At 41.1% G+C, this 20,079-nt stretch carries 16 protein-coding genes; 9 read left to right on the forward strand and 7 right to left on the reverse strand.

Features of this window, described 5'->3' with window-relative positions:
- Positions 1 to 128: 128 nt before the first annotated feature.
- Positions 129 to 611: a DUF4870 domain-containing protein gene (locus ACFOWS_RS06625; RefSeq protein ID WP_379763152.1), complete on the reverse strand. Its 483-nt coding sequence runs from the start codon at positions 609 to 611 to the stop codon at positions 129 to 131.
- A 166-nt stretch (positions 612 to 777) separates the two neighbouring features.
- Between ACFOWS_RS06625 and ACFOWS_RS06630 the strand changes: the two genes are divergently transcribed.
- Positions 778 to 1,233, forward strand: coding sequence for a DUF4442 domain-containing protein (locus ACFOWS_RS06630; RefSeq protein ID WP_379763153.1), 456 nt, complete (start codon positions 778 to 780; stop codon positions 1,231 to 1,233).
- A gap of 298 nt (positions 1,234 to 1,531) precedes the next feature.
- Here the strand turns inward: ACFOWS_RS06630 and ACFOWS_RS06635 are convergent, their stop codons facing one another.
- Entirely contained in the window at positions 1,532 to 2,026 is a 495-nt protein-coding gene (locus ACFOWS_RS06635) for a hypothetical protein (protein WP_379763154.1), read from the reverse strand.
- A gap of 145 nt (positions 2,027 to 2,171) precedes the next feature.
- Here ACFOWS_RS06635 and ACFOWS_RS06640 point away from each other — a divergent pair, with 145 nt between their 5' ends.
- From ACFOWS_RS06640 to nudK, 3 genes are all read left to right on the forward strand, one after another.
- Entirely contained in the window at positions 2,172 to 2,978 is an 807-nt protein-coding gene (locus ACFOWS_RS06640) for a TIGR00266 family protein (RefSeq protein ID WP_379763156.1), read from the forward strand.
- A gap of 382 nt (positions 2,979 to 3,360) precedes the next feature.
- A complete protein-coding gene (locus tag ACFOWS_RS06645) occupies positions 3,361 to 4,014 on the forward strand; it encodes a DUF2461 domain-containing protein (RefSeq protein WP_379764498.1) in 654 nt (217 codons plus the stop codon).
- A 6-nt stretch (positions 4,015 to 4,020) separates the two neighbouring features.
- Positions 4,021 to 4,608 (forward strand): GDP-mannose pyrophosphatase NudK, encoded by a 588-nt coding sequence (gene nudK / locus ACFOWS_RS06650; RefSeq protein ID WP_379763157.1) that lies wholly within the window; start codon positions 4,021 to 4,023, stop codon positions 4,606 to 4,608.
- Here the strand turns inward: nudK and ACFOWS_RS06655 are convergent.
- Positions 4,602 to 5,789: a D-alanyl-D-alanine carboxypeptidase gene (locus ACFOWS_RS06655; protein ID WP_379763158.1), complete on the reverse strand. Its 1,188-nt coding sequence runs from the start codon at positions 5,787 to 5,789 to the stop codon at positions 4,602 to 4,604. The two genes, nudK and ACFOWS_RS06655, sit on opposite strands and share 7 nt — an antisense overlap.
- A 217-nt stretch (positions 5,790 to 6,006) precedes the next feature.
- Between ACFOWS_RS06655 and ACFOWS_RS06660 the strand changes: the two genes are divergently transcribed.
- The gene (locus tag ACFOWS_RS06660) at positions 6,007 to 6,204 is read left to right on the forward strand and encodes a hypothetical protein (RefSeq protein ID WP_366590214.1); all 198 of its coding nucleotides are present in this window, start codon (positions 6,007 to 6,009) and stop codon (positions 6,202 to 6,204) included.
- A gap of 29 nt (positions 6,205 to 6,233) precedes the next feature.
- Here ACFOWS_RS06660 and ACFOWS_RS06665 read toward each other — a convergent pair whose 3' ends face one another.
- Positions 6,234 to 7,175, reverse strand: a complete 942-nt coding sequence (locus ACFOWS_RS06665; protein ID WP_379763159.1) for a LysR substrate-binding domain-containing protein — start codon at positions 7,173 to 7,175, stop codon at positions 6,234 to 6,236.
- Between the two features lie 127 nt (positions 7,176 to 7,302).
- Here ACFOWS_RS06665 and ACFOWS_RS06670 point away from each other — a divergent pair, with 127 nt between their 5' ends.
- The 3 genes from ACFOWS_RS06670 to ACFOWS_RS06680 all read left to right on the forward strand — a co-directional run bounded on the left by ACFOWS_RS06670 (position 7,303) and on the right by ACFOWS_RS06680 (position 13,382).
- Complete coding sequence (locus ACFOWS_RS06670) at positions 7,303 to 9,153, forward strand: sigma 54-interacting transcriptional regulator (protein WP_379763160.1); 1,851 nt, start codon at positions 7,303 to 7,305, stop codon at positions 9,151 to 9,153.
- A 175-nt stretch (positions 9,154 to 9,328) separates the two neighbouring features.
- Complete coding sequence (locus ACFOWS_RS06675) at positions 9,329 to 9,880, forward strand: OsmC family protein (RefSeq protein WP_379763161.1); 552 nt, start codon at positions 9,329 to 9,331, stop codon at positions 9,878 to 9,880.
- Between the two features lie 82 nt (positions 9,881 to 9,962).
- A complete protein-coding gene (locus ACFOWS_RS06680; protein WP_379763163.1) occupies positions 9,963 to 13,382 on the forward strand; it encodes a thiamine pyrophosphate-dependent enzyme in 3,420 nt (1,139 codons plus the stop codon).
- A gap of 4 nt (positions 13,383 to 13,386) precedes the next feature.
- Here ACFOWS_RS06680 and ACFOWS_RS06685 read toward each other — a convergent pair whose 3' ends face one another.
- From ACFOWS_RS06685 to ACFOWS_RS06695, 3 genes are all read right to left on the reverse strand, one after another.
- Positions 13,387 to 16,770, reverse strand: a complete 3,384-nt coding sequence (locus tag ACFOWS_RS06685) for a tetratricopeptide repeat protein (RefSeq protein WP_379763164.1) — start codon at positions 16,768 to 16,770, stop codon at positions 13,387 to 13,389.
- Between the two features lie 159 nt (positions 16,771 to 16,929).
- Entirely contained in the window at positions 16,930 to 17,352 is a 423-nt protein-coding gene (locus ACFOWS_RS06690; RefSeq protein ID WP_379763165.1) for a DoxX family protein, read from the reverse strand.
- 173 nt (positions 17,353 to 17,525) lie between these two features.
- Positions 17,526 to 18,005 (reverse strand): GNAT family N-acetyltransferase, encoded by a 480-nt coding sequence (locus ACFOWS_RS06695; RefSeq protein WP_379763166.1) that lies wholly within the window; start codon positions 18,003 to 18,005, stop codon positions 17,526 to 17,528.
- A 297-nt stretch (positions 18,006 to 18,302) separates the two neighbouring features.
- On the opposite strand from ACFOWS_RS06695, the gene ACFOWS_RS06700 reads away from it, so the two are divergent.
- Complete coding sequence (locus ACFOWS_RS06700; protein WP_379763167.1) at positions 18,303 to 20,075, forward strand: PorP/SprF family type IX secretion system membrane protein; 1,773 nt, start codon at positions 18,303 to 18,305, stop codon at positions 20,073 to 20,075.
- Positions 20,076 to 20,079: the final 4 nt, after the last annotated feature.

The raw sequence follows: 20,079 nt of genomic DNA on the forward strand, positions 1-20,079 counted from the left end.
TCCAGTCCCCTGTGATGAGCAGGGGAGTGGAAACGTTTTTTGATTGATGATTTTTGATTGATTGACCCTTCGACTGCGCTCAGGGCAAGTTTTTCGTTTTTTGATTGTTGATTAAACTCCTATTTTGATTATTTGATGAATTTTATGGTCAAAGGATATCGAAATGTCTCCCCTTCATTGGTTCTAATAGTGGCTAGAATGGTATATACAATGTTCACAATGGCCAACCCAACCTGAATGACGCCGCTTATACCTACGGGCCAGAAAAAGCGACCAAATCTGAAATCATCGCTACTAATGCTGATGTTTATATTGTTTAGGTCACTCAATTGGTGGATTCCAAAAAAGTCCCAGTCAAACACATCGGGCCAAAAACCGATAAAGAAAGGAATGCTTATCAAGCCTGCAACAATGGAGTAAAGGAGCATGCTCATTTGAAAGTTGAGCGCCTGCTTCCCATTGTGATCTACAAAAGCATGTTCCTTTTTGTTGGCTGTCCACAAAATCAAAGGGAGGATAAAATTCCCAAAAGGAATGAACCACTTTGAAAAGGTGGACGCGTGAATGATCGCGGATAAATTTCGTTCGTGTTTGGTTAATGTTGTAGCCATTTTTGATTGATGAATTACAAATTAAATTGGTTTGCCTATTAGCTTACGATGCAAATATATATCCAAAAGACAGTACTATGCAAAACAAAGTACTATTAATTAACATTTATTTAACATATTGAACTCGTTGTAATTTTACCTATTTTTAAACTCCTAAATTCACGATATGGCGCTTACACCCAGTAAAATCAATACGTTTACTTTTTTAAAACTGCCGTCAGCATGGTGGTCTGGCGTACGACTCAAGGCTATTGATGAGAAGAGAGCAGTAACTACGGTAAAACACAAATGGTTTAATCAAAACCCGTTTAAATCCATGTTTTGGGCCGTTCAGGGTATGGCGGCTGAGTTGAGCACGGGAGCTTTGGTGATGAACGAAATTCAGAAAAGTGGTAAGAAAATCTCCATGTTGGTAGCCAATAACAAAGCCACGTTTACCAAAAAGGCGACGGGAAGAATCGTCTTTACCTGTGAAGAAGGACATCTAATTGCCGAGGCTATTCAAAAAACCATTGAAACTGGAGAGGGGCAAACGTGTTGGATGAAGTCGGTTGGCGTTAATGAAGATGGTGTAGAGGTGAGTACTTTTCATTTTGAGTGGACGGTTCTGCTAAAAAAATAAATAGATAGCATCTGTCATTGTCACCCTGAGCGAGGTCGAAGGGTTGAATGGACGGTGAAGGTAAAGGGGTGACCTTGGTGAAGGGTGAATGGTAATGGTTTTGTATTTAACCTAAACTGTAACAAAACCTCAAACCAACTAACATATAAACAAATCAACAGAAGAACGAATAACATGAACGCACACAAAATATACCACCATACATCAAGGCTGGTTGCAAGCCCTGTCAAATAAAAAAGCTAATGCGTAAACTACATTAGCTTTATATAATGTGTAAAATAGAGATTGGTTAAGGCAACTAGTCACCTTCACTTAACGAAAAGCTTCCATCCCCATTAAAATTGGTTACTATTATGGTAACAGTCCATATTCCTGAGACACCAGCGGAAGTAACGCCATCAATACTATCTGGTTCTGCGCCGCCTTGAATGGTTCTGTCCAATACAACAGTGGCTTCGGAATCCTCAACAATTATTCGAAAACTACCCTCAGACGTAGAAGTAATGTCGGCATTATAATCTGCAGTCGTAAGGTTGTTGTTCCAACTGAAAACCCGTGTGGCCGAACCCCCATTTCCTGTGAAGCTGGCATCAACATCACCATTAAAATCTGAACGGTCTCCAATGACAAAATCAGCTTGCGTGGTTGTTATCAAGCTCCCGTTTACCCTTACGTTGGCAAAGGTGTCATCGTCATCGTTACTACAACTGGTTAAGAAAATAAAAATAAAACTGAATACGGAAAATTTAAGTATTTGAGGAATCATCCTAAGGCTTAACTTAAAAACGTTCATAGCGAAAAAATATTAGGTTATGCTCCATTATAACAAATTAAATAGTAAAAACCCTACTAGAATAGGAATGAATTACTATTGTTTGTAACAAGTTTAAGTAAATCAAGACCAATACATAAAATAAATAGTAATTCAATTAAATCTGATGAATAAATCAAACCACGAAATAGACTACCACATTTACGGTGAGGAAATGCAATATGTGGAGATAGAACTAGATCCCCAAGAGGCTGTTGTGGCCGAGGCTGGCAGTTTTATGATGATGGACACCGATATTAAAATGGACACCATCTTCGGCGATGGCTCCAATCAAGATTCTGGGGTATTGGGCAAACTGTTCTCCGCAGGGAAACGACTGCTCACAGGTGAGAGCCTCTTTATGACCGCTTTCCTTAATATAGGTCAGGGTAAAAAACGAGTAAGCTTTGCTTCGCCCTATCCCGGTAAAATTATTCCCATTGACCTTTTGGAAAAAGGAGGAAAGTTTATCTGCCAAAAAGATGCCTTTCTCTGCGCTGCAAAAGGGGTTTCGGTGGGCATTGAGTTTTCCAAAAGGTTGGGCCGTGGCTTTTTTGGCGGTGAGGGCTTTATCATGCAAAAACTGGAAGGTGATGGTATGGCCTTTGTGCACGCGGGTGGTACCATGGCGAAAAAAACATTGGCCGCAGGCGAAACCTTAAAGGTGGATACTGGCTGTATCATTGGGTTTTCGCAGACCGTGGATTACAATATTGAATTTGTAGGAGGCATTCGCAATACCGTTTTTGGTGGGGAAGGTTTGTTCTTTGCAACGCTACGAGGCCCCGGTACAGTGTACATTCAATCGCTTCCCTTTAGCCGATTGGCCAGTAGGGTCTGGGCCGCTGCCCCTAAAGGTGGTGGAAAAGATAAGGGAGAAGGCAGTATCTTGGGCGGTCTTGGCGATTTGTTGGATGGTGACAATCGATTTTAGTTTTTAGGAGTTAGGAGTTAGTGGTTAGGAGTCGGAAGTAAGAAGTCAGGAGTCGGAACTCGGAAGTAAGAAAAGGGATTCTTCGTTTTTGCCTTTGGCAACTACTCAGAATGACAGTTACAGTTCAACCGCATTGCCCCATTGTAATTTTGAAAGAGCGGGCGACTGAAAAATCTCTTTTTAGACGATAATGAGAAGTCGGAAGAACTGTAACCCAATGTCATTCTGAACGGAGTGAAGAATCTCCTCAAACTTCGTTCGGAACCAAGAAGCATCTGATATAAAAATGTGATGGGCATTAGGTACGGAATAATAAGTACTGAATTCCAAAAATCTAATCATCCAAATCTGAAATCTGAAAAAAAATGGTTCTTTTGTGGATATGAATTTCCACGACCTGTTCCAGTTTCTTGAAGAACTCCAACAAAACAACAATAAAGAATGGATGGATGCCCACCGAAAATGGTATAAATCCCTTCGCAACGATTTTATCGTTTGGCTGGATGATTTGGATTTGACCATGTCGCAATTGCATTCGGACTACTACCCAACGCCGGGCAAAAAGGGCATCAATAGAATCAACAATAATTTAATGTTTCATCCCAACAAGCCTGTTTACAAGGACCATTTTGGTGCAGGCTTGGACAAAGCGCCCCATTCCGCCGATTTTTATATTGAGATCGGACTAAAACATTGCATGTTGGCTGGAGGATTTTGGCGTCCAGACCCCAAAACGCTTCGAAGTATTAGGGAAGCAATAGATTATGATGGGGAAAAACTTCAAGCCCTATTGGACAAGCCTTCTTTTAAAAAAACATTTGGCGGTCTATATGAAGATGAAAAACTGACCAATGCCCCAAAGGGTTTTTCCCAAGACCATCCACACATCCATTTATTGCGAAATAAAACCTTTGCTGTGGTTCATGAACTGACTAAAAAAGAGGTGCTTAAAGAAGATTTTAAAGACAAAATAGTGGCTGTGTACAAGGGAATGCTCCCATTTCGTCAATATTTAAATAAAGCAGCAACGGTATAAGTGACTATGAAATACGGAAATATAAGAAACATAAAAAAGGAACTTCTTTCCGATAACTGGTATACCCTGAACAAGTTTACCTATGAGTATTTGCGCCCTGATGGCACATGGGAGACCCAACATCGGGAGGCGTATGATCGGGGCAACGGGGCAGCTATTTTGCTCTATAATGTCGAAAAGGGTACGGTAGTATTGACGCGTCAGTTTAGAATGCCTACCTATATCAACGGAAATGAAGATGGAATGATGGTCGAGGTCTGCGCAGGACTTTTGGAGAAAGGCAATGCAGAAGAAACTATACGTATGGAAGTAGAGGAAGAGACCGGCTACCAAATTGATGAGGTAAAAAAAGTATTTGAAGCGTATATGTCACCAGGTTCCGTAACTGAAATCCTATACTTTTTTATTGGAAAGTATGAGGATGCCATGAAAGTTAGCGAAGGTGGCGGTGCTGAGGATGAAACGGAGAACATTGAGGTGTTGGAGCTAAAGTTTGAGGATGCACTACGGATGATAAAAACAGGAGAGATCAAGGACGCCAAGACCATTATGTTGTTGCAATATGCCCAAATTAACAAGCTATTGGGTCAATAAGTATTATGAATATCTTTGAGTGTGGCATAGATCATACTTCGTATTTGTGATGTGGGGACTTTAAAATGATTATTCATGAAACTGAATAGGAGCCATTTGCCTGATTTAGTCTTTAGATAACCGCTCAAATTGTAATTGTTCCCCAAAGACCCTGACTTTGCAAAAATAAAGGGCTCAACCGATGGGTCGTTCCATGTTTTCACAGTTCCTGTTGCATCCCACTTCGGAAAAAGAACAAACAACCGCTCCTCGGGAATTTCATTTTGGATTTTTTGAAGGATTTGCACAAAAGATTTGGGTGTGAACAGATTGTATCGGGATAGCCCAGAACCATCCACCCACCTCGGGGGATGTTCCAAATCACTCAAGTCATTCTCCAACATGTGATCAATCACTTTTTGGGTGCTTAAGGTATCAGAAAGCGTTGAAGAAGCCACCATCAACAATTGCTCAGCCAAAAAATTATCACTTTCAAAAAGCATATCCCTATAAATGGAATCTGTTTCCATGCCATAAAGGGTCTTCTTTTCAACTGACGGAAAACGATCGGTTAGAACTACAGTTGTTTCTAGCATGTCTTCCAATAGCTTTTGTGTAATGGAACCACTGGTGATAAAAGGAATTTCTAATGTGTCTTGTTCTGTGGGAGATATATAAAAATGATTGGTAAACTCATCCCTTTTTAACGTGGTGTCTTTTACTTGAACCTTGTCCGCAAAAAAGTTTGGTGATACCATTAATTCATCATTAAAGTGGAGGGATACAACATTTCCAAACAATGGAAGGGTGCTTTTCTCTGGGGAAAAATAAGTGTCATAATCTTCCCATGCCCAGCCTGGTCCAAAACGGGATTCATTGGAATTTTGAGTGTACAGTGCAAGGGTTCCTTGATTTTTCAACCAACGAACGGCAGTACTGTCAGCCAAACGGGGGTGGATCCAAGAGGGGTCACCTGTTCCTTCAATATATAAAGTGTCATTGACAGCAGCATATTTTAAGGTTGGAATAGTACGGGGAAGTAGCTTTGTACTTGCATAAAAGGTAGCAATCTTGGTGTTGCTGGCGGGAGTAAAATAGCGATTTTCGTTATGAGCGTAAATTGTTTTTTTGGTTTCAGTATCAATGACCACCAACCCATGAAAGGAATTTTTAAGTACATCCTCTTGCAGTTGACTTTTCACTATTTTTCGAATTGGAGAACATCCTGTAAGTAGGAAAAATCCTGCTATCGCCATGATAGTCAGGAACTTAAATTTTTGAAAATCAGGAGGGTGCATATGGTCGTTTATCGAATTTAACACGAAATTATCCAATTTTTAACTGCAAGGAGAACCATCTAAACATGTTTTTTGCTAATTTAGTTACCACAACCACTTTAATCAATTTAATCAAATTTCTATGCCCAGAGCAATGTTAGATTACACCAAGACTATCCTTCAAAAAGTTAGTTTTGATGCTAGACTCTTCTCTAGAGAATTGAAAAAAGCTATTTCCCGGTTATTACCCAGCGAAATTGAAGAATTAAAAATCTGGTTACAGTTTTATATTGTGGACAAGCCAGAGTTACAACCTACATTACTACTGTTAAAAGTTTAACCAAACATAGAGCCGCGAAAGCGGCTCTCTTAATTTTTGGCCAATGGGCTAATGATCTTCACATCTTGGAAGGCTATAGCTCCTCGAACAATACTGGAAATTACCTCTCGAAGAGCATCTGTTATTTGTATTTTTAGTTCACTTTTATGATAAATTAAGCTGATTTCGCGGGCAGGGGACGGACTTTTGAAAGGTTTCAGGTTTCTTTTTTTGTTGGATTCCAGTTGTAATGTGTTCAAATAAGGGAGTAAAGTCATGCCCATACCTTCATCGGCTAGACTTACCAAGGTCTCAAAACTTCCGCTCTCAATTTTAAACTGTTCTCCCTGAATGTTTTTAGTGGATTTACAAAGATTGATGACACCGTCTCTAAAACAATGTCCATCTTGTAAAAGTAAAACATCACTGACGTCCAGATGCTCTGTTGTCAATAATTGCTCACCGGATAATCTATGATTCTGTGGAACGTACCCTACAAATGGCTCATAATACAAAGGTCGCTCCTTTATAAATTCAATCTCTAGAGGGGTGGCAGCAATGGCAGCATCCAAATGGCCATCCAAAAGATTCCTAATCAAGGCATCTGTGGGTTGCTCTTTGATAATAAGGTTGACTTTGGGGTATTTTTTAATAAAGGTGTTCAAGAACATGGGCAAAAGTGTAGGCATTACCGTTGGGATGATTCCAAGGGTGTAGTCCCCGCCAATAAACCCTTTGTCCTGATCCACAATATCCTTGATGCGTTCCGCTTCGGCCACTATATTTTTGGCCTGATCCACAATCTTTTTGCCCACCTCGGTAATAGTGATGGGCTTTTTTCCTCTATCAAAAATCAAAACACCAAGTTCATCCTCCAATTTTTGTACTTGCATACTCAGGGTAGGCTGGGTAACAAAACTCTTTTCGGCCGCCAAGGTGAAGTTCTTGTATTCTGCAACCGCAAGGACATATTGTAATTGTGTTATGGTCATACACTATAAATTTGAACCATAAAAATATAAAAACCTATCAATTTTATTTATAGAAAAACAAGATAGATGTATGGTCTATTCCATAAATCTTTATATTTATTTGATTCAGAACCTTTGAGCACACCCAATGACCTCATCAGAGCAAAAAGAATTGTTGGATTTTCTATCGGAGGTACCTTTTTTTTCCGAAGTGGAACGAACCTCCCTGCTGGAGCTTTACACGAATGCTGATTCGGAACAATTCGTCAGAGACAACCGAATTATTGAAAAAGGTGAGGTGGGAGATGCCATGTACGTCATTCTAGAGGGGAAGGTAAACGTGCACGATATGGAACATTCCTATGGGATCTTATCAAAAGGAGACTGTTTTGGGGAATACGCACTTATTGATGAAGAACCAAGGTCTGTATCCGTTACTGCATTGGAAGATACCCATGTACTTAAGATTACCACTGCCCATTTTTCCCAATTAATGGAGTCCGATAAAGGCTTTGCAAAAGGCGTGATGTCCGTTCTTATTAAAAGACATCGCGAACTCGATATAATACAGGAACAATTGGCTTCCTCGAAAAAAGAAGTGGAACTGGCCAACGCAAAAATGTCGGGACTTATTGATGGTGCCATGGACGCCATTATCATGTTCGATGGGAACTTCAGGATACTTCTGGCCAATGATTCTGCCAAATCCATTATGGAAAACCAGGAAGTACTCCAACGAAACATATTGTTCTTTTTGGACGATGAAGGAGCAGACTTACTTGAAGAATTGGTGAAATCAGAACAATCAAGCCAGCAAAATAAAAACACCTATTTGCCCAAAATCGTAAAAGTCATCGGGTCCGATGGTAAGGAAACCCTGCATGAGGGCACTTTAAGCTGTTATAGCGATGAAAAGGAGGCGTTTTATACGCTGATTCTCCGAAATATTGATGACCGTTTGACCGCAGAGCACAAAATCAGTTCACTTGAAGATAAAACCGAATATCTCCAGGAAGAAATCAAGGAGTTGACCAATGATCATGGCATCATAGCTCATCATAAATCCATGAAAGAAGTATTGAACCTGATAGCCCAGGTGGCCCAAACAGATGCTACTGTGCTGATTCATGGAGAAACGGGTACGGGAAAAGAGCTGGTGGCCCGAGGCATCCATGCCGCCAGTAACCGAAGTGAAGGCCCTTTAATTCGAATCAACTGCGGAGCCATTCCTGCCAATTTAATTGAAAGCGAACTTTTTGGTCATGAAAAGGGAGCCTTTACCGGAGCGACCGCCAATAGAAAAGGTCGGTTTTTATTGGCGGACAAAGGAACCATCTTTTTGGATGAGATAGGGGAATTGCCCTTGGACCTTCAACCCAAATTATTGCGGGTCATTCAAGAAGGGGAATTTGACCCCGTGGGAAGCTCCACTACCCAAAAAGTGGATGTTCGGATTATTGCTGCCTCGCACCGAGACCTTTTGCAGTTCTCCAAAGAAGGGAAATTCAGGGAAGACTTGTATTATCGATTGAATGTATTCCCGATTGAAATCCCACCACTTCGGGAAAGAGGAAATGATGTTTCCCTGATAGCTAATGCCATGGTGGAACACTTTTCCAACAAAATGAATCGTAATATAAAAAAACTGACCAACGAGCAGAAAAAGCTTTTTAAGGAATATACCTGGCCCGGCAATGTGCGGGAACTCCAAAATTTGGTGGAGCGGGCCGTAATTGTCTCCCAAAATGGCGCGATTGACTGGTCACTCATTATTCCAAATTCCTTGCCCAAGTCAGTGGCTGAAGTACAAACTGTAGAGCCGGACCATATACTCACGGCTCAAGACATGATTCAATTGGAAAAAGAGAACATCCTAAAAGCTCTAAAGCAGACCCGCTGGAAAATTTCCGGGGAAAAAGGCGCTGCCTCTCTGCTTGGCATGCCTCCCACCACATTAACATCCAAAATAAAGGCATTGGGCATCGTTCGCCCTGTGTAATTTCATGAAATCACGTCATTTTTATAACGAAATCTCGTAAATAGACGAAATATCGTTATACTTTCCTCATTCTAAAATCATTTTAAATAATTGATATACAATTAATTATATTTTTTGGCACGCCAAATGCATCTACTCTGGCAAATGTTAATCAATTAATCTAAAAAACAAAAAAATGATTACAACAGCAAACATTAAAAACGGAGTAAACGTAGATCAGTTGGTAGAAACTATCAACCACGTACAACAAGATCCTTCATTGGCTAAGTTCGAGTTTAGAGCCAAAAACAATTGGATTGAAGGTGGACATTGTGTTACCAGTATCCAAGATTATTATGGCGTAGGCCAAGAACACCCAACTAGAAAAGGTGACTTTACCTTGGAAGCCGACCATGTTGAGGTTCTTTTGGGAAAAGACCAAGCACCTAACCCTGCGGAGATTGTTTTGCATGCCCTTGGTTCTTGCTTAACTGGTGCCATGGCGTACCACGCTGCTGCCAATGGTATCGATATTGAAGGGATGGAAAGCACGTTGAGTGGTGAAGCTGACCTTCACGGATTCTTGGGTCTTGACCCTGAGGTTCGCAAAGGATACAAAGGCATCACTGTAAAATTCAAAGTGAAGTCCGATGCTTCTGAAGAGCAATTGAGAGCTTTGTCACAATTCTCTCCTGTATTCGACATCATTACAAATCCAACTCCTGTAACCATCGAGTTCGAAAAGTAATCTACCTGAAGTAAGCCGTTCCTAATTTTTTAGGGATGGCTTATTCCTTTTTTATTCAACCAACTATCATACACTTCCTCCCATGAAAACACAACAACATATCATTACCAATGCAAATCAGGCCGTTGCGCATATTGCGTATCGTATCAATGATGTGTTTCCCATCTATCCCATTACGCCATCTTCGGAAATGTCCGAATTGGTAGAGGAGTGGAGTGCCCGCCAGCAAAAAAATATCTTTGGCAATGTTCCTTCCACATTTGAGATGCAAAGTGAGGCAGGAGTGGCCGGTGCCATGCACGGAGCCCTTCAGACCGGATCATTGTCTAGTACATTTACCGCATCACAGGGTCTGTTACTGATGATGCCAAACATGTATAAAATAGCCGCGGAATTGAGTCCCAATGTAATCCACGTGGCCACCCGTTCTGTAGCCGCCCATGCGCTTTCTGTTTTTGGAGACCATAGCGATGTTATGGCTGTACGTAGTACAGGGTATGGCATGTTAGCCTCCGCTTCGGTGCAAGAAGCCATGGATTTTGCCCTGATTTCCCAAGCGGCCTCTTTGGAATCCCGAATTCCTTTTGTGCACTTCTTCGATGGATTTAGAACTTCAAATGAAGTGTCCAAGATTGAAAAAGTTAGTGATGGAACTATCAATCGCATGATAGATGCTGATTTGGTGGCTGCACATCGAAATAGAGCCTTGAATCCAAATTCTCCTGTGCTTCGAGGAACTTCGCAAGGTGCTGATGTCTTCTTTCAAAGTAGGGAGGCGGTGAATACTTATTATGAAGCATGTCCAAACATCGTTCAGCAAAAAATGGATGATTTCGCCAAGCTTACCGGACGCCAATACAAGATTTTTGAATATGTAGGTCATCCCGAAGCCGAGCATATCATCATCGCCATGGCTTCAGCCACAGAGACCATTGAAGAAACCATTAACTATTTGAATGACCAAGGTGAAAAAGTCGGACTAGTAAAAGTTAGACTTTATCGACCTTTTAGTGCGGAGCACTTTATGAATGATCTTCCAAAAACCTGCAAGGCCATTGCGGTTTTGGACCGAACCAAAGAGCCTGGTTCCACCGGGGAGCCTTTGTTTTTGGATGTGATGCAAACTGTGGTGCACAGCGAAAGATTCTCCACGCTTCCCAAAATGGTTGGAGGTCGGTACGGGTTGAGTTCCAAAGAATTTACCCCAGGAATGGTAAAATCAATTCTGGACAATTTGAAAAAGGCGAATCCGAAGAACAATTTCACGGTTGGTATTACTGATGATGTCACCCAATTGAGCCTTCCGAAATCCAAATTTGAATTGCCGAAGGAAGGAATCCGGGTGCTTTTTTATGAAATCAAAGGGAGTGATACTGTTATGCATTTCAACAATTTTATACAACAAATGGGAAAGGAAGACCAATTTGTTCAAGGGTATCAAGAGTGTGACTATAAAAAATCGAATTCCCGAAGTGTGACCCATTTTCGTATGGCCAAAGAAAGGATTAAGGCGCCTTACTTGATTTCTAATGCGGATTTCATTGGCTGTACTGATGTCAATTTCTTGGAAAATGACACGGTTTTGCAGCGAGTTAAACAAGGCGGTACCATTGTGGTGCAATCCAAAGAAAATCCAACCCAATTTTGGAATAAACTTTCATTGGAAACCAAAAAAATGGTTCAGGAAAAGGAAGTCCTTCTATATACCATCAATCCAAATAGTTATACGGATGGGGCAATTTCCATTCTACATTTAGGATATATGGCTCTTATCAACAATGTGGGCGAGGAAAATAAAATTATGGACGCTATCCACAAAGTAAATACTTCAAGAGCTAGCATGAACCAAAAAGAAACGTTGCTGGTTGATGCGGATTTTTCAAAAACCCTTTTGGGTCAGTTGTTGGTCGGAAGGGGAAATGAAGTGCCCGTGAGTGCCTTGTCAGTAGATGGCACCTATCCCACAAATACCTCACAATTCAGTCAAAGAACATTTGCAGAGGAAACTCCAGAATGGTTACCCGATTTATGCACTCAATGCGGTGCCTGCAGTTTGGCTTGTCCGTCTGGAGCCTTACGCATGAAAGTGTATGGTGACAAAACCCTTTTGGAAGCGCCATCGACTTGGAAAGCCATAGAAATTGATACCATTCTTGCAGATGTGGATTTACTGAATTACACCATTCAAGTAAATCCTGACCAGTGCACTTCGTGCAATTCCTGTGTGGATGCTTGTCCAGCAAAAGCTTTGGTGATGGGCAAAACCAAAATCGTTAACGAGCGAAAAAACTGGAACTACTTTGAAACTATTCCAGAGGTGGACCGTGAAAGAATTGATAACACCAAGGTAAGTCAGCAACAATTGCAAGAACCCTTGTTCAAATATCCGATGGGTGAGGATGGTTGCGGAGAAGCACCTTATCTAAAATTGATGTCACAATTGTTTGGAGATCGCGCATTGGTGGCCAATGCCACGGGAGCAAGTTCCATTTTTGGAGGAGCCCTTCCCACTACACCTTGGGCCAAAAATCAAGAGGGGAGAGGTCCCGCATGGTCCAATTCACTTTTTGAAGACAATGCTGAATTTGGACTCGGATTCCGATTGTCTTTGGACCTTCAAGAAATGGAAGCTAGAGAATTACTCCAAAAAGTATCCGCCTTTATGGGTGACCGATTAATTCGGGATATTTTGAATGCAAAACAGAACAACGAACGAGAAATCAATCAACAAAGAAGTCGTATTGAAGCATTAAAGTCTTTGTTGGAGAAAGTTAAAATGCCAGAAGCTCGAAAATTGGCGCAAATTGCAGATAGTCTGGTCAAGAAAAGCGTATGGATTGTTGGCGGCGATGGCTGGGCCTATGATATTGGCTACGGTGGCTTGGATCACGTGCTGGCATCCGGGAAAAACGTCAATATTTTGGTGTTGGACAACGAGGTGTATTCCAATACTGGGAACCAAATGTCCAAAGCCACACCGTATGGTGCTTCAGCACGATTTGCTGCAACTGGAAAACAGAAGCAGAAAAAAGATTTAGGCGCTTTGGCCATGCATTACAATGATGTGTATGTAGCTTCGGTGGCCATTGGTGCCAACCAAGAGCAAACCTTAAAGGCATTTGTTGAAGCGGAAGCTCATGATGGTCCTTCCCTGATCATTGCGTATTGCCATAGTCCGGCACATGGTATCGATATGAAAAACCCATCAAAATACCACAAGATGGCAGTTGAGTCAGGGCAGTGGTTGTTGTATCGCAATGATCCTAACAGAGCTGAAAAAGGGTTGGCAACTTTACAATTGGATTCAGATGCGCCTAGTATTGGAATAGAAAAGTATTTTCAAATGGAAAATCGGTTTAAACATGTTTTTGAAACGGATCCCAAAACTTCGTGGCAAATGATTCAGCATGCCCAGCATTGTGTAAACCAACGCTTTGAAAAATACCAACGTATGGCTTCGCCGATCACATTGGGAATGAGCTTAGTGGAACAGCTGAATTAACGGGTTACTTTTCATGCATCACGGCTCCCAAACTCCAATCATCTGGAGGGCCCAAAACAGCATACTTCTTGGCCATTTCATTAAAATAAAAGGCTATTGAATCACCTGGATTTTTATATAGAACCCATTCAAAAGCGGTGGAAGCCTCGTTGAATTGACCATCAAAAAATAGTTCAACTCCTTGATCGTAATGGGTTTTGGTTTCCAGCTTCATGGAAATGCTTTCAATGCTATCGCCATCAATACATTCATAAATCTCCAAAGCTTTTTGTTTGCCTTTTACCCGAACTTTTCCCAAATACCTGCAATTAAAACTTGCTGGGTCTTTCATCAGTTGTAAGCTATCACCACTAATGATAATATTGGCACCAAAATGTTTGGTCATGCCTTCAACCCGGGCGGCACTGTTTACTGCATCTGAGATTACAGCAGGATCATTTCTTTTGGAATCCCCAATAATTCCCATAATCAATGGGCCGGTATGGAGACCTATACCTACAGACAAGGGTTTGTATTCTTTTTCTTCCACTCGTCTTTTATTGTAAAGGGTCAAGGTTCGCTGCATTTCTATGGCTGCATCCAAAGCACTTTCTGGGTTTTTAGGGAACAGCCCCATAATGCCATCACCCATATATTGATTTACAAAGCCTTTGTTTTCTTTGATAATAGGTCCCATTCGACCTACATATGCGTTTACAAACTTAAAGTTCTGTTCTGGCGTCATCCCTTCAGCCAAGGTGGTATAATCCCTAATATCGGAAAACAGGACGGTTACATTTTTTTCGGTATGGTCTCCAAGTTTAATATCTGTGATTGATTCTTTCCCCACTGACCTTACAAATTCGGAGGGAACAAACTTAGACGTGGCCCTATGAATGGTATTCAGGTTGAGGTGGGTTTTAATTCTGCTCAAAAGTTCTCCTTTGGAGAAGGGTTTTGTGAGATAGTCATTGGCCCCAGAATTGAATCCTGTCACCAAATCATTTACAGTGTTCTTGGCGGTCAACAAAATTATGGGAAGGTCGCTGGTGGTATAGTCTTCCCGTATCTTTTCACAAACTTCATATCCTGACATTCCGGGCATCATGATGTCCAGCAAGATCAGGTTAAAGTCTTCCTTTTCCTCAATCAATTTTAGTGCTTCCCTGCCGTTGTTGGCTTCAATAATATGGTAGCCTGCCATGCTTAGGTGGTTCTCCAATACCCTTCGGTTTACGGGTTCATCATCCACTATTAAGATTTTTGGAGCTTCTTCAGGCAGTTTTGGTCGCTCCTGTGATAGTATCGGAAGAGGGGCTGTTCCACTTAACGATTGAACGGTATTCAAGGATTGTTTTGTCTTAAGTTTAAGTTCCTTTCGGGTTTTGTCGCTTATCGGCAGCGTAAATGTGAAGATGGAACCCTTGCCTTTTTCGGAGGAAGCGGTTAAGGTTCCGCTGTGGAGTTCCACCAGTTGTTTGGCAACGGAGAGGCCTAGACCAGTTCCGCCATATTCCCTTTGCACTGAACCGTCCCCTTGCTCAAAAGAATTAAATATGGTATCGATTTTATCCTCAGGAATGCCAATTCCCGTGTCAGAAACGGAAATTGAAACCATATCTTCCTTTACTTCAGCAAAGAGGCTGATGTATCCTTTTTCCGTGAATTTTATGGCATTCCCCACAAGATTATGCATGATTTGTTGCAATCGGTTTTCATCAGCAACAACAAGCGGAACATTTTTGGGAATGGAATTGATGAGTTTGAGTTGTTTGTCCTTGAGCATGGGTTGAGACAGCCTTAAAACAATGTTTGAGACGGCATAAAGATCTACAGGAGCCGTGGAAAGCACAAGGTCTCGATTCTTTAGTTTGGAAAAATCCATGATGTCATTCACCAAATGCGAAAGACGTTTTCCACTATTGGCAATCATCTCCAGGTTTTCCAGTGCTTCTTTTGGCAATTTTCCCGCAACACCATCTTGAAGTGATTCCGTAAGACCAACAATGCCCACAAGGGGAGTTCGGAGTTCGTGCGAAGTATTGGCGAGGAACTCGTCTTTCAATTTGTCTATTTTTTGAAGCTCGGCAACCCGTTGTTTTTCTATTTCTGTGCGTTTCCGTTCCTCTAAAATGGCCCTTTTCTTTTCTTCTTCGGCTTGTTTTGCCCGCTGGCCTTGTTTATATCTATTAAAGGCAAACCAAAAGAAGAGAAGGGCGGCAACCGCAATACCAATGATGATGTTTCGTAAAGTTTTCTGCTGGCCTAATCGTAAGGCATTGATTTGGGCGTCTTTTTGTAGCGAAGTGATGGCATCTTGGTTTTTTTTGGTTTCGAACTGGACTTGCAACTCCTCAATTTGTCTGGATTTGGCCTCATTGAAAAGACTGTCCTTGATGGCAATGAACCGATCTTTATATATCAATGCCTCCTTGAAATTACCTGTTCGCTCATAGGCAGTAGCAAGAATTTTATAGTTTTCCTGAAGTTGCGCCCGCGCCCCAATATCCTCGGCAATGGTTATGGCGGCAGTGCTATTTTCTTTTGCTTGCTCATAATTGCCCATTTCCAGATAGATGTTCCCTATTTGGGTATAGCTCATGGAAAGTTCCAACTGTTGTCCCAACTTTTCCCGGAGTGCCAGAGCCTTTTTATGGTATTCCAAAGCCTGTTGGTATTTCTTTTGATGCCCATAAACCTTGCCCAGTGCTTCATAATCAAACGCAATGCCCCATTCGCTGTTGGTTTCTTGATCTAACACAAGTGCTTCATTAAAATATTGAACAGCAAGGGTATACTCCTTTTGTATCATGTGGGTGTCCCCGATATTAAAAAGACAATTGGCAATATCTATTTTGTCGCCCAGCGTCTTGAAAATCTCCAAAGCCTTTTGGTAGCTCTCCATGGCTTGGTTGATTTTGCCTGTCTTTTTTAAAATCTCCCCCAATGCATTCAAGGTGGTGGCAATGCTGTAGGAATCATCATGATCTTCGTAGATTTTTAGGATATCATAATAGATTTTTAGGCTCTCATCATAATTTCCCAAGTTGTCCAATATAATGGCCTTTTGATACAACCCATTGGCTGTGGCAAAAGGTTCTTTTTGGGTTTGATCAAAATTTAAATAGTTATCAATGTGTGCCAAGGCTTCACTATAATTTCCCTGTTGCCTTTCAAGAACGGCATATTGATAATCTGCCATGGAAATTCCCCATGGAATATTATTTTTCTTGCTGATGGATGAGAAACTATCGATATGCTTTTTTGCCAAAACGGCATTACCACGATTATTCAAATATTCCCAAGCGATATCCTTTAGGATTCGTATCCTTAAAGAATCTGATTTTACAGTTGGGTAGATTTTCTGTAGGCTATCGATATGACGGATTTGGCCCTGTAATGTGTTCACAGCAATGCATAGGAAGAGCACTATGGAGGCCGACCGTTTGATGATTATGGTTTTAGGTTGATGTACAGTAACTTAAATGTAGTGTATTAAAGTGTTTCGCACAAAAAAATAAACCCGCCGAGGCGGGTATTTTTACTATGTTGTTGTAATTGATTTAGGTTATTGCTGCATTTTCAGATAATAATCGGCTGAGTGTTTTCCAGACCCGTATAAAGCAAAGAAGACACAACCCAATAATATGACAATGGCCATAATTAGATTGGTCAAATTCATTACTCCCAAAAAGTTGGTGATAACGGCACCAAACAATATGGGTAGCTGTGCAAGTACGGCCCATCGAGTGAGAAGACCGATTACAATTAAAAATCCACCTACAAAATGAGCAGGGGCCACATAGTGCAAAATAATCATGCCGCCTGGCATTTCCTGAAAGGGCCTAACTATCTCGGACATTTGTTCATAATTCGTCATGAACTCAATCCCCTTGATAAAAAGAAATACCCCAAGGGCAACACGTAGAATGTCCAAAGGATAGTAGGTGTGGGCGTTGGCCCATTTGTTCAGGTTTTTAACTGTTCCCATGGTTTCTGAATTTAAAATTTACTCTTTAATATACTCATTTTTAATGATGTATGAAAATGAAAAAGACAAAGCAGATTCATTGGGGAGTAAATTTCACAATAGACTAAGGAACTTTTCCTTCCTATAATTGTGCGTTAAGATGGCTAGGCGGGAGATATGATCACATAGATTTGCTAAGAAGAGGATAGGGTCAACTCCATCTGAATATCACTACGTTCATAGGGTGAAGTGGCACCCACAATTTCCTTGAAACCAAGTTTTTCATATAGACTTAGGGCGGGTTTTAGTATTCGGTTGCTCTCCAGATACAGTTTTTTAGCGCCTAAGGCTTTAGCTTTTTCTATTATGTGAAGCCCCAGCAATTTTCCAATGCCTTTTCCTTGTGCTTTTGGTGAGACACCCATCTTGGCTAGTTCAAAATCGTACTCTTCCTTGTAGCTGGGTATAAGTGCACATACACCCACCGCTTCGTCGTTTAATAGGGCAACGCCAATATAGCCACCCTTGTCCAAAATATATTCTTTTGGATGATACAGCGAAATACGGTCCATCTCCTCCATTTTAAAGTATCTACTTATCCATTCCTCATTAAGTGACCTAAAAGCAGCGGCATACGTATCTGAATAGGGAACAATGTTGATAGAACTGTCCATAGCTCGAAAAAGTTAACGTAAGAAGTTGTAAAATTAGTGGGAATACACGAAAAAAAATACACCTAACCTGCTCTTTTCTAGGGGCAATACTCAATTTTTTTTGATTGTTTACGTTTAAGATAACGAGTAAGCCTGTTTTTCAACGAAAAAATTAGCGGTTTACCGATTAAATACGTAATGTTGTATATAATTTAAGTAGTAAAACTCTTACAAGTTCCCAAATCTTGCTAATGAGACCAAACAGAAAACATCCGCCTGCCCCAAACAGGTACATTAACCTACAAACCCCCATCGGCTATGGATATAAAACTACCTTTATTTTCCAAAGACATACCCCTGCTTTCAATTGACCGGGCTTTTTATTTGATTTTATGTTGCATGTTATTGGGCCCATTGGCTCACGCTCAGGATAGCAACCCGTATGTAACCTATAACGTTCCTTTTCAGAACCTGTTAAAGTTTAATCGGTTCCTCATCAACCCCACTTTTTCTTCTGTCAGGGAGGATAAATCATACATTAACCTATTCCATAGAAGCCAAAGTGCCGACTTTGACAACAATAACCAGAATTATTTTTTGAGTTACAGTGGTCAGGTAAGCGATAGGATTGGTGTGGGATTCAGTCTGTACAACCAACAAGAGGGAGTAATTTCAAACCTAGGGGTAATGGCCAACTACGCACATGGTATTCAACTGGGGAAGGAAAGCAGTCTTACCTTTGGGGTCAATATTCCGTATTACGTGAGTAGTTTTGACCCAGATAGAGCGGTCACCATAGAAGAAGACCCTCTACTCAACGATACTTCTAATAACTCCATTATTTCGTTTCAACCTGGGTTGAACCTGTCTGTAGGCAAATTTGATTTTGGGGTGTTCGCCCATAATTTATTGGATTATAATGTGAGTTCAGGGAAATCCTTGACGGATTTAAGCCAGAAGACTTTCTCTGGACACCTTCAATTTGCACAGGAGTTTGCTAACGGCTCTGGGATTTTTGAAGATGGTCGATTGCTGCCCTTGGCACGTGTACGACTTGAGGGAGACCAAGATCCCATATTTGGTGGAGGTATTATTCTTGACCTTCCTAAACTGGGATGGATTCAAGGAGGTTACGACCAGTTTTACGGAGCTTCCGCTGGAACTGGATTCAATCTAAACCGAAGACTTTCATTTGGTTACAACTTCGAGAAAAATCTGAACAATGACTTTTTGAATTTAGGTGTCACCCACGAAATTTCAATTGCGTACTCCTTTGTGCCGATGATGGCCAGAAATATTGTGGTGGACAACGAAGATGACTCCAAAACTAGAAAACCTATTGAAGGCGGGTTGGTTGCGGATACCAAAAAGGAAAAAGAAGAGAAGAAAGGAAAGTTAGATGTTGAAACTACATTACGCCCTACGAACAAAGAGGATTTGGCCTTCTGGGAAGAACAAATAGCGATTTTAAAAGCACAACAAGAGAATAGCCATGCCGTGATTGATGAATTGCTTTTTAAAATGGACTCGATGGAGCAGAGCCGCGAAAAGGAGCTTGAAAAGCGTTTTGAAATGGTAATGCGAATGGTTAAGCGGCAGACGAACGATGAGCGTCCAGAAATTGAAGCAAAAGCCCAAAAATTGTTTCTGGCCAAAAATGAGGATTTGGACTCCATCTATAATTCCATTCAAAAGGACCAATTGGCAGACAACATAACCGCTGTCAAAAAGGAGCCCCAAGAAAAAAAGGGAACTTTCACTGGTGGGGCCTACAAGCCTATAGAGAAATTCATCAGTTTGGATGGGGTAGGAAAGGGGCATTACATTGTGGCCAATGTGTTCAAAAATGAACGATACTTAAAAAGTTTTATGGAAAAACTTAAGGCCCAAGGGTTAAATCCTCAGTATTTCAAGAACCCGGATAACGGTCTTAATTATGTGTACTTGGCCAAATATGACCAAAACAACGATGCCTATGCAGCTTATCAATCCAAAATGAAAGGCAAGTACAGCGATGAGATTTGGATTATGCACGTGGACAATCCCAGATATTCTAATTGGGCAGATGCCATATTCCAAGATATTGAATAGTATC

The organism is Flagellimonas marina (assembly GCF_042651185.1).
GTDB classification, from domain to species: Bacteria; Bacteroidota; Bacteroidia; order Flavobacteriales; family Flavobacteriaceae; genus Flagellimonas; species Flagellimonas marina.